This window comes from Cyanobium sp. N5-Cardenillas, from assembly GCF_024345515.1.
Lineage (GTDB): Bacteria > Cyanobacteriota > Cyanobacteriia > PCC-6307 > Cyanobiaceae > Cyanobium.
The window spans coordinates 1-6,612 of sequence record NZ_JAGQBG010000178.1 but is presented as its reverse complement, the minus strand read 5'-3'; the positions used below and the strand labels follow the sequence as shown (position 1 = coordinate 6,612).

Below are 6,612 nucleotides of genomic sequence, written 5' to 3'. Positions count from 1 at the left end.
AAGTGCTGTCAAGACGCCAGAGATGGTGTAGACCAGAGGTCGCAGGGTCTGGGCCGGGTGATGGGGATCACCGCCAGTGGCTTTTCACCCTCGGGTGTTGAGCCCCCTGCTCCCTTTCCTGAAGAGCGGCAGGTTCCCACCCTTGGCACCCCCGTTGGCTCCCCGCTTCCAGCAGACCCGATTCCAGCAACGGATCACCCAGTCCGGCAACCTGCTGGAGGCCTGGGCCCAGAACCCCTGGCGGCGCCTTTCCCTGCTCCTGATCGTGCTGCTGAGCGGATTCGTGGTCGGCGGCAGCATCGGCTCGATCACCGGCGCCCTGTCCCTGTTTGATCCGCTCGGGGCCCTGGTCTGTGTGCTGGGCATCGAGCTGGCGGCCCGTGTGCGGGGCAGGCTGCTGGCCCAGCCCCTGAAGCTGCGGCTGCAGGTGCTCGACATGGCCCGCATGGGGCTGCTCTACGGCCTGCTGCTGGATGGCTTCAAACTGCTCTGAGGCGTGCCTCAGGTGGCGGCGAGCAGATAGAGCAGGGCCATGCGGATCGGAATGCCGTTGCGGACCTGCTCCTCCACCAGGCAGCGGCCGGCATCATCAAGCAGCTCGCCGGCGATCTCCACCCCCCGGTTCACCGGCCCGGGGTGCAGCACCGGCACTCCGTCGGCGCAGAGGGCCAGGCGCCGGTGGCTGAGGCCGTACTGGCGGTGATAGGTGTCGAGGCTGGTGAGCAGGTGCTCCTGCATGCGCTCCTTCTGCAGTCGCAGGGTCATCACCGCATCGGCCCCGGGCAGGGCCTGCTCCAGCCGGCGCTCGACCTGCACCCGGCCCCGGGCGGCCACCGGATCGGCAGCCTGCCCCGGCGGCGGCGCCAGAACGAAATCGGCGAAGCAGTCCGGCAGCAGCGTCGGCGGACCGCAGAGCACCACGTCGGCACCGCAGGCGGTGAGGGCCCAGAGGTTGGAGCGGGCCACCCGGGAATGGAGCACGTCACCGACGATGACGATGCGCCGGCCCCGCAGGCTCTCGGGGGTGGGCGCCTCGGGGGCGAAGTGGCGCGCCAGGGTGAACAGGTCGAGCAGGCCCTGGCTGGGGTGGCTGTGCAGGCCATCGCCGGCGTTGAGCACGGACACCCGCTCGCCGCAGCGATCCAGGTCGCGGGCCAGGCTGTGGGGGACGCCGGTGCAGCGGTGGCGGACCACCAGGATGTCGGCCCCCATCGCCACGTAGGTGCGGGCGGTGTCCAGCAGGCTTTCCCCCTTGCTGAGGGAACTCGAGGACGGGGAAAAGCTCTGCACCTCGGCCGACAGCCGCTTGGCCGCCAGTTCGAAGCTCGTGCGGGTGCGGGTGCTGGGTTCGAAGAACAGGCTGGTCATCAGCCGGCCCTGCAGGGCGGGCAAGCGGCGTGCACCGGCCACGGGCAGGGCCCGGAAGCGCTGGGCCAGTTCGAGAACGGTGGCGAAGTCTGCGACCGAGAAGGACGCCAGGTCGAGCACGTGGCGGTGACTCCAGCCGCTCAAGGCGTCCTGCTCTCGTCGAACGCCCCAACCGTAGAGGCCAGAAGGGCGGCCAGACCATCCTGGCGGGGCGTCCGATCGCCGGGGGCCCGCCGGCTGACACTGCGGCTGGCGCGCAGGTACCAGCGCCAGGGCAGCTCCTGACCCTGGGAGACGCCGATGCGCTGGGTCTGCCGCACCCCCGCCTCGCCAGCCGCTGCCGCCACCCCGGGCGGCCGGGGCGCCAGCCAGAGGCCCGAGGCCGGAGAGGCCACCGTGCCGTCGTGGCCGCGGTCGAGGCCGAAACGGCGGGCCAGCAGGCCCGGCCCGGCGGCCGTCCGCTCCGGCTCCCCCGGCAGGGCGGCCGCCCGCAGCAGCACGCCATTGGCCCAGTCGCGCCGGCCGGTGACGATGTTGACGCAGTGATACACCCCGTAGGTGAGATACACGTAGAAGCGGCCGGGCTCGCCGAAGAGCGTCTCGTTGCTCGGGCTGCGGCGGCGGTGGCCATGGCAGGCCGGCTCCGATTGGCAGTACGCCTCGGTCTCGACGATCACACCCGCCAGCACCCCCCCATCGGCCTGGCGCTTCAGCAGCAGGCAGCCGAGCAGCTCCGGGGCCACCACCTCGGCGGGACGGGCGAAGAAGCCCGGGGGAATGGTGCGGGGAAGCGAACCGGGGGGACCCTGGGGGGACCACTGCGCTGTGGCGGGGCCACACTGGCGAGAGTCCTGAACCGTCAGGCGTCCGCCGATCACCGCCCCCCGCATGGAAACCACCAGCTTCAACCTCGGCACCGTTCTGCTGGCCGTCAGTGGCCTGTTCGTGCTGACCACCTTCTACTTCGGCACCAGGGGCGGCTACTACGACACCGACGACTACGACGGCAACGGCACCGCCCACTGAGTGCGGCCGGCCGACGGCTGTCGAGCCAGGGATCAGGGGCGACCGAGCCGCTCCGCCTCGGGGCAGTCGCCGGTGGTGGGCAGGTCGTCGGCATCGGCGGAGAGGCTCACCGAGGCCAGCCGGGTGCTGACGGCCCCGATCGAGGCCAGCCGGACGCTCTCCTCCCAGCTGTGGCGCTCGTCGCCGTCGTCCTCGTCGAAGCGGAGGGTGACCAGATCCCCTTCGATCTCCACCACCAGGGCCCGCTCGATCCAGCGCTGCTGGTCCAGCAGGTAGACCCAGACCGGTCGCTGCTCCAGGCGAAATCGGTCGAGCTTGCGATGCAGCATCGTGACGCCGCGGATAGGGTCGATCCTAGGCAGCACGGCGCAGGCCGCCATGTTCACCATGACCCGATCGATCCCCAGCACCGTCCCTGGGCCCAGCACGGTGCCGGGCCCGGCGGCCGGCACCGAGGAGATCCGGCTGCAGCTGCGCAGCTGGCCCGAAGTGGAGGACTACCTGAGCCGCTGCCGGGGGGTGATCGTGCCGCTGGGGTCCACCGAGCAGCACGGGCCCACCGGTGCCATCGGCACCGACGCCCTCACCGCCGAAGCGGTGGCCCTGGAGGTGGGACGGCGCACGGGCGTGCTGGTGACCCCCGCCCAGGCCTTCGGCATGGCCGAGCACCATCTGGGCTTCGCCGGCACCATCAGCCTGCAGCCCTCCACCCTGCTGGCCGTGCTCCACGACGTGGTGCTCTCGCTGGCGCGCCACGGCTTCGAGCGCATCTACGTGATCAACGGCCACGGCGGCAACATCGCCACGGCCCGGGCCGCCTTCGCCCAGGCCTACGGCACCGCCGCGGCCCGGGGCCTGCCGGGGGCCGAGCGGCTGCGCTGCCGTCTGGCCAACTGGTTCACCGCCGGCCCGGTGATGCGGGAGGCCCGCGATCGCTACGGCGACCGGGAGGGACACCATGCCACCCCCAGCGAGATCGCCCTCACCCTGCACCTGGAGCCGAGCCTCAGCGCCAAGCAGCGGCCCCTGCCCGAGGCGGCACCGGCCGGGCCGATCCACGGCCCCGAGGACTTCCGCCGCCGCCATCCCGACGGCCGCATGGGCTCCGACCCCTTCCTGGCCACGGCCGACGACGGTGCCCGCTTCCTGGAGCTGGCGGCCGCGGCCCTGGCCGACGACCTGGCCGCCTTCCTGGGGCCGGAAGGGGAGGCCGGCTAGGTTCGGGGCCGGATGTGTGGACTGACGATGGGGCGGATCTCAGAAGAGGACGTGCGCAAGGTGGCCCAGCTCGCCCGCCTGGCGCTGCCCGAGGAGCGCATCGCCACCTACACCGGCCAGCTCGAGCGGATCCTCGACTACGTCGCCCATCTGGAGCAGGTGGACACCGAAGGGGTGCCCCCCACCACCCGGGCGGTGGAGGTGGTGAACGTGACCCGCCCCGACGCGGTGGACCCCACGCCGGTGCGGGAGGAACTGCTCTCCCTCGCCCCCCAGCGGGAGGGTGATTTCTTCCGGGTGCCCCGGATCCTGGGGGACTAGCGAACGGGTGAGACGGCGGTGCGGTGCAACAGCTCCAGCACCCGCCGGCGGGCATGGCGGGTGGGCATCAGCCGGACGATGGGCCGCAGGCGGCTGCGGCGCTTCTTGTGGGAGCGCACGCCAAGGAAGATGTCGTAAAGGAAGTTGAGGCTGTCGGTGCGGCTCTCGAACAATCCCAGCCGCTGGGGCGAACCCTTGGCATCCAGAATCGACTTGGTGGCGTGATACGCCGGCTGGTATTCGAACCAGGGAATCGACGGCCAGAGGTGATGAACCAGGTGATAGTTCTGGCCCATGATCAGCCAGTTCATCAGCCTGCTGGGGTAGACGCGGGCGTTGTGCCAGCGGTTGCGCGACTGGAACGGCCGGTGGGGCAGATAGTCGAAGAACAGACCCAGGGTGACCCCCACCATCAGGGCCGGGGCGAACCAGCAGTTGAACACGAAGGGAAGGAAGTTGTGCTGGGCGGCCGCCACCACGATCAGCACGAAGATGGTGCGGGCCAGCACCCACTCGAACAGCTCATTGCGGCGCCAGAGGCGGTGCTTGAAGAAAAAGACTTCGTGATAGAAAAATCTCGGCGCGATCAGCCACAGGGGCCCGAAGGTGCTGACGATGTGGTCGGGGTCGAGCTTGGGATCGTTGACGTGGGCGTGGTGCTGCAGATGCACCCGCGTGAACACCGGGAAGCTGAAGCCCAGCAGCAGGGCGGCGCCATGGCCCATCACCGCGTTCCAGAAGCGGTGGGGGTGGGCGGCGTTGTGGCAGGCGTCGTGGATCACGGTTCCCTCCAGATGCAGGGCCAGGAAACCCAGGGCCAGCAGGGGCGGCAGGGGCCAGCCGCCCACGAACCAGCCCCAGATCGTCAGGGCCGCCAGGCCGTAGCCGGCCAGAAACAGACCCACCGTGGGGTTCCAGGCGGCGGGGGGATCGAGGTACTCCCTCGGGACGCTGCGCCGCGACACGGCCGTGGTGGAGGCCACGGCGGCGGACGAGGGTGCCAGCGTGTCTGTCATGGCCTGGGCCAGGTCTGGAGTCCCAAAGGAGGACCCAGATTACGGAAGACGCCCGTTCGGCGCGACAGGGGCCGGGAAGGCGCCGTCATGGCTGGTTGGGGCCGATCGGCATGGTGCGCAGGTCGGCGGTGACATCCACCAGGGGGAACTCCATATCGCCCCAGCCATCGGGGGGCAGGAGCGACGGGACGTTCGGTCCGGGGGCCGCGGCGGCGCCGGCGGCAAAGGCGCCATCGGTCCAGGCCAGCAGCAGCCCCCGCAGGGCACCGCCCCCCTGCTCGTAGGAGGAACGCAGGTTGAAGTGGTCGCCATCTCTGGCCAGCACCAGCCGGTGGCCGCCGCCCACGTTGCGTGCCTCCAGCGCCATGGGCCGCAGGGCCTCGGGCCCGGAGGGCACCACCCAGTCGCGGCTGCCGCTCACCACCAGGGCCCGGGCGGTCATGGTGCGGGCTGAGCCCTGGTCGAACAGCAGCGACATCGGTGGGCTGACCGCCACCACCGCCTTGACCCGGGGATCGGCCAGGCCGGCCTGGTCGGCGGAGGTGAGGAAACTGCACTGCAGCACCCAGCTGATGTTGCGTTCCGGGTTGGTGACGTCCTTGCAGAAGCGGTTGAGCAGGCCCGCGCTGGGTCGGGCCCCGGCCAGCTGCAACACGGTCGTGGCGCCGTAGGACTGGCCCATCGCCACGACGTTGTCGGTGCGCAGGCCCGCCGGCAACGCCAGGCTGCCCGCCGCGGCCGCATCGATCACCGCGCTCATGTCCATGGGCCGCAGCTTCAGGTCCTCCGGTTTGGGGGGCGGCATCTGGCCGGAGAGCATGGCCTGCTGCTGGGAGCGGTCGCTGCCGGGGTGGCGGGGCAGCAGCACCGTGTAGCCATGGCTGGCCAGGTGCCGGCCCCAGCCCTCGAAGCTTTCCGGGTCGTCCCAGAGGCCGTGGGAGATCAGCACCAGGCGGCCGTTGGAGCCCGTTTCCGGCTGGATCGTGACCACCTGCAGGGGTTTGGGGCGGTGCGTGACGGGGATCGCCAGCTCCTGGCGCTTCACCGCCTGCGGGCCCGTCTGGCTGAGGGCCAGGTTGATCGCGGCGGCGGGCAGGGACGTCACCAGGGACTGACCCAGGCGTTGCTGGCTGGTGACCCGATCAATGGCAAGGACCACCCGCTGCAGATCCACCGAGGCGCTCTTGCCGGGCAGGGCCTCCAGCACCTCCAGCAGGTTGAGGCTGCCCTTCGCCTGGCTGGTGGCCAGCGAGGCGGCCAGCTCCTTGGTGTCGAGCGGCTGGCGTACCCCCTCCACGATCACCACCGACGAGATCAGCAGCAACACCTGGCTGACCAGCGGCGACCCCACCGACTGCTCGGCGAAGGCCTTCAGCGGCAGGGGGAGGGGAGTCTGGAAAGCCTCGACCAGCCGGCGGCCGATGGCCCCATCGGTGGCCCGGTCGAGTTCGGCGAGATCGCTGTCGCCTGAGAGCAGTTTGCGCTGATCCCGGAGCTCGCTGAGTTGGATCGTGAACGGGGTATCGATCAGGGGAAGCATCAGCTGGATCTGCTCCAGCGCCTGGGCGGGAGCCCCCGCCAGCAGCGACCCTGCGCCCAGGAGCAGCGCCGTGAGCTGGCGGAGAGGGCTCTTCATGCTTCGATTCCAGATGCTGGGCAGCGT

General features: G+C 70.8%; 9 protein-coding genes. 4 read left to right on the top strand and 5 right to left on the bottom strand.

Annotation, left to right across the window (positions count from 1 at the left end):
* The first annotated feature begins 142 nt into the window (after nucleotides 1–142).
* Complete coding sequence (locus tag KBZ04_RS13045; RefSeq protein ID WP_254992338.1) at nucleotides 143–493, top strand: DUF565 domain-containing protein; 351 nt, start codon at nucleotides 143–145, stop codon at nucleotides 491–493.
* Between the two features lie 8 nt (nucleotides 494–501).
* Here KBZ04_RS13045 and KBZ04_RS13040 read toward each other — a convergent pair whose 3' ends face one another.
* Both KBZ04_RS13040 and KBZ04_RS13035 read right to left on the bottom strand, forming a co-directional pair.
* Complete coding sequence (locus tag KBZ04_RS13040; RefSeq protein ID WP_254992337.1) at nucleotides 502–1,512, bottom strand: aspartate carbamoyltransferase catalytic subunit; 1,011 nt, start codon at nucleotides 1,510–1,512, stop codon at nucleotides 502–504.
* On the bottom strand, nucleotides 1,509–2,258 hold the full coding sequence (locus KBZ04_RS13035) for a DNA-3-methyladenine glycosylase (protein ID WP_254992336.1): 750 nt from the start codon (nucleotides 2,256–2,258) through the stop codon (nucleotides 1,509–1,511). The genes KBZ04_RS13040 and KBZ04_RS13035 overlap by 4 nt, the downstream gene beginning before the upstream one ends.
* Between KBZ04_RS13035 and KBZ04_RS13030 the strand changes: the two genes are divergently transcribed.
* Nucleotides 2,257–2,394 (top strand): hypothetical protein, encoded by a 138-nt coding sequence (locus tag KBZ04_RS13030; RefSeq protein WP_254992335.1) that lies wholly within the window; start codon nucleotides 2,257–2,259, stop codon nucleotides 2,392–2,394. The genes KBZ04_RS13035 and KBZ04_RS13030 overlap by 2 nt on opposite strands.
* A gap of 32 nt (nucleotides 2,395–2,426) precedes the next feature.
* Here KBZ04_RS13030 and KBZ04_RS13025 read toward each other — a convergent pair whose 3' ends face one another.
* Complete coding sequence (locus tag KBZ04_RS13025; RefSeq protein WP_254992334.1) at nucleotides 2,427–2,723, bottom strand: DUF6679 family protein; 297 nt, start codon at nucleotides 2,721–2,723, stop codon at nucleotides 2,427–2,429.
* A gap of 58 nt (nucleotides 2,724–2,781) precedes the next feature.
* Between KBZ04_RS13025 and KBZ04_RS13020 the strand changes: the two genes are divergently transcribed.
* Both KBZ04_RS13020 and gatC read left to right on the top strand, forming a co-directional pair.
* Nucleotides 2,782–3,612, top strand: coding sequence for a creatininase family protein (locus KBZ04_RS13020; protein WP_254992333.1), 831 nt, complete (start codon nucleotides 2,782–2,784; stop codon nucleotides 3,610–3,612).
* Between the two features lie 27 nt (nucleotides 3,613–3,639).
* Complete coding sequence (gene gatC / locus KBZ04_RS13015; RefSeq protein WP_254945269.1) at nucleotides 3,640–3,933, top strand: Asp-tRNA(Asn)/Glu-tRNA(Gln) amidotransferase subunit GatC; 294 nt, start codon at nucleotides 3,640–3,642, stop codon at nucleotides 3,931–3,933.
* Here the strand turns inward: gatC and crtR are convergent.
* Together crtR and KBZ04_RS13005 are read right to left on the bottom strand one after the other, a co-directional pair.
* Nucleotides 3,930–4,949, bottom strand: coding sequence for a beta-carotene hydroxylase (gene crtR, locus KBZ04_RS13010; protein ID WP_254992332.1), 1,020 nt, complete (start codon nucleotides 4,947–4,949; stop codon nucleotides 3,930–3,932). The two genes, gatC and crtR, sit on opposite strands and share 4 nt — an antisense overlap.
* Nucleotides 4,950–5,034: 85 nt before the next feature.
* Nucleotides 5,035–6,585 carry an alpha/beta hydrolase family protein gene (locus KBZ04_RS13005; protein WP_254992331.1) on the bottom strand — a complete coding sequence of 517 codons (1,551 nt, stop codon included), beginning with the start codon at nucleotides 6,583–6,585 and terminating at the stop codon, nucleotides 5,035–5,037.
* Nucleotides 6,586–6,612: the final 27 nt, after the last annotated feature.

Bases quoted from the DNA above. Each gene is read 5' to 3' on its own strand.
- gatC (WP_254945269.1), top strand. From the start codon at position 3,640: ATGGGGCGGATCTCAGAAGAGGACGTGCGCAAGGTGGCCCAGCTCGCC.
- KBZ04_RS13020 (WP_254992333.1), top strand. From the start codon at position 2,782: ATGACCCGATCGATCCCCAGCACCGTCCCTGGGCCCAGCACGGTGCCG.
- KBZ04_RS13035 (WP_254992336.1), bottom strand. From the start codon at position 2,258: ATGCGGGGGGCGGTGATCGGCGGACGCCTGACGGTTCAGGACTCTCGC.
- KBZ04_RS13025 (WP_254992334.1), bottom strand. From the start codon at position 2,723: ATGCTGCATCGCAAGCTCGACCGATTTCGCCTGGAGCAGCGACCGGTC.
- crtR (WP_254992332.1), bottom strand. From the start codon at position 4,949: ATGACAGACACGCTGGCACCCTCGTCCGCCGCCGTGGCCTCCACCACG.
- KBZ04_RS13030 (WP_254992335.1), top strand. From the start codon at position 2,257: ATGGAAACCACCAGCTTCAACCTCGGCACCGTTCTGCTGGCCGTCAGT.
- KBZ04_RS13005 (WP_254992331.1), bottom strand. From the start codon at position 6,585: ATGAAGAGCCCTCTCCGCCAGCTCACGGCGCTGCTCCTGGGCGCAGGG.